At 53.6% G+C, this 2,231-nt stretch carries 2 protein-coding genes; one reads left to right on the top strand and one right to left on the bottom strand.

What is annotated here, in order from left to right:
- Positions 1–878: helix-turn-helix domain-containing protein (locus ACOCD2_RS17205; protein ID WP_293650294.1), on the bottom strand; the 878-nt coding region annotated here is incomplete at its 3' end.
- Between the two features lie 432 nt (positions 879–1,310).
- On the opposite strand from ACOCD2_RS17205, the gene ACOCD2_RS17200 reads away from it, so the two are divergent.
- Complete coding sequence (locus tag ACOCD2_RS17200) at positions 1,311–2,096, top strand: IS30 family transposase (protein ID WP_293649449.1); 786 nt, start codon at positions 1,311–1,313, stop codon at positions 2,094–2,096.
- Positions 2,097–2,231 lie beyond the last annotated feature (135 nt).

Below are 2,231 nucleotides of genomic sequence, written 5' to 3'. Positions count from 1 at the left end.
AGCGCATTGGCCAACAATTCTCGAATCACCACCTCGGGAACCAGCTTTACTTCTTTGCGGATTGCATCTTCGATGACTTCGTTTTGTGGCAACCGACCCATCACATACTGGACCAATCCACGAAAACCAACGGCATAGCCTTTTCCCCCGGTCAGGTCTGACAAGGTATCCATCTTGGACTCGCCAGAATAGACTACGACTCTGGCCGCTTTCCGGCCAATACCCTCGAATGTATGAAGGCTCTTGGCCAGTAGCAACGCCCCAATGTTCAGAATGGCATAACCCGTATCAGACTGCTGCACCAGGCGTTCAGCCAGAAGTCGTTCCAATACACCGCTCTGTTCGGTTGGATAGGGCTGATTCAAAAGCTCAAAAAAGCTTTGCGTATCCAGGAATTGGACTACATCCTGAGCACTAAGCCCTTGCAACGCCACCTGTTCCAGCCAACTGGGTTGACCTTCGGCAAAAATCTTGCGCAGCTGATCTTCACTCATGGGGATCAATTCTTCCCCGGATCGCATCAAATAAGCGCCGTCGTAATGGTAGGCTGTTCCCTTGGGGCGTGATGGTATTTGCAGAACCACCACCCGGCCATCCGGATGGTTGACCTCTATCACCTCGACGCGAAACCCCACCGCTGTAAATATTTTGGAAGCCGTTGCTACCGTATTTAGAAAGGCATTTGAACCCACAACAGGCCTCGGCGGTTTATCCGCAATACCAAGCACCAGGAAGCCTCCTTCTTCATTGGCAAGCGCGACGCAGTAACGGTAAAGCTTCCTGCTATCAAACTGATTCTTGGCTTCCTTGAATTCCAGATGCTGGTTTTCCGAAGGCATGGTACGCCACAGGTCGATTTGCTCGGGCGTAATATTCATCAGGCAACCCGTTTTGCTGATTTCTTCTTGGCTATCTTTCTGTGTCCCTTGGCCGTGGTTTTTTTAGCTTTGGCCTTTGCTGCCTGCTCGGCTTTTTCTGCCGCAATGCGTTTGAGCAAGACTGAGGCGGGTTCGTCGCTGGGATCCTGGAGCAACAACTGGCCGGAGAAGGCTTTTTTCAGGATGGATTGGCGGAGGGCTTCTGACTTATTCAGATTGATTTCTAGATCAGCATCTATTTGTTCGACTACAGCAAGCGTGTGAAGACCGGATGTGGAACTCGCTTCACTAACAATGAAATTCCGTCCCTAGTTTGAGCGCAAGAAATATAATACCCGAATTCATAGAATAACTGCAACGCCTGATGCTGAAAGGGAGTCAGTTGCCGCCTAGAATGGGTAGCTCTGACACCAACACCATACAGGCATGCACATGAGGCACTACAGGCAACTCACTCAAGAGGAAAGATACCAGATTACGGCACTGAAGGGGCTGGGCTACACGCAGCGGCAGATCGCCAGGGAGACAGGCCGATCACCAAGCACCATCAGCTGGGAGCTGAGGCGCAACCGGGGAATTGAAGGCTACCAGGCGGAGACGGCACAACGAGTGGCTTATCGTAGACGACGGGAGGCAGGCAAGCGCCACAAGCGGACACCGGAACTGATCGCTTGGGTAGAGGCCCGACTGAGAGACGACTGGAGTCCGGAACAGATCGCAGGTTCATTGAGGGAGGCGGGTTATCCGTTGGTCAGCCATGAATGGATCTACCGTCATATCGAACGTGATCAGAAAGCGGGCGGCGATCTGCACAAACACCTTCGGCAGCGGCGCAAGCGCTACAGGAAGCGCTATGGCAGTCAGGAACGGCGAGGTCGCATCATCGGCCGGGTTGGCATCGAGGAGCGGCTAACGATCGTCGAAGAGCGCTCTCGTATCGGTGACTGGGAGGGCGATACGGTCAGGGGCAAGGGACAATCGGCGTTGGTGACACTGGTGGAACGCAAAAGCCGTCAGGTCGTGATACAGAAAGTGGCACGGGCGACGGCAGAGCAGACGGCAGCGGCGATTATCGATCGCTTGGGTGCATTCGACGATCTGGTGAAGACCATGACGTTCGACAACGGCAAGGAGTTTGCGTACCACGCCCGAATTGCGGAGGTCCTAGTACATCGACCACGTTCAAATGACGGATACCACATGCAATATGCGGTATAATAAGTAAGAGCAAGATACATGAGAAACCTCACTCGCTGCCAGCCATGGAGAGCGAAGCGAACGGTATCCGCTGCGGTAACACCCGCACGATTGAGGCCGTTCAAACGTCCCCCATCACCCCATGCGAAACCTGTG

It is taken from the genome of Thiolapillus sp. (genome assembly GCF_048562965.1).
In the GTDB taxonomy this organism is placed as follows: Bacteria; Pseudomonadota; Gammaproteobacteria; order Chromatiales; family Chromatiaceae; genus Thiolapillus; species Thiolapillus brandeum_A.
This window is presented reverse-complemented; position numbering and strand designations above follow the sequence as displayed.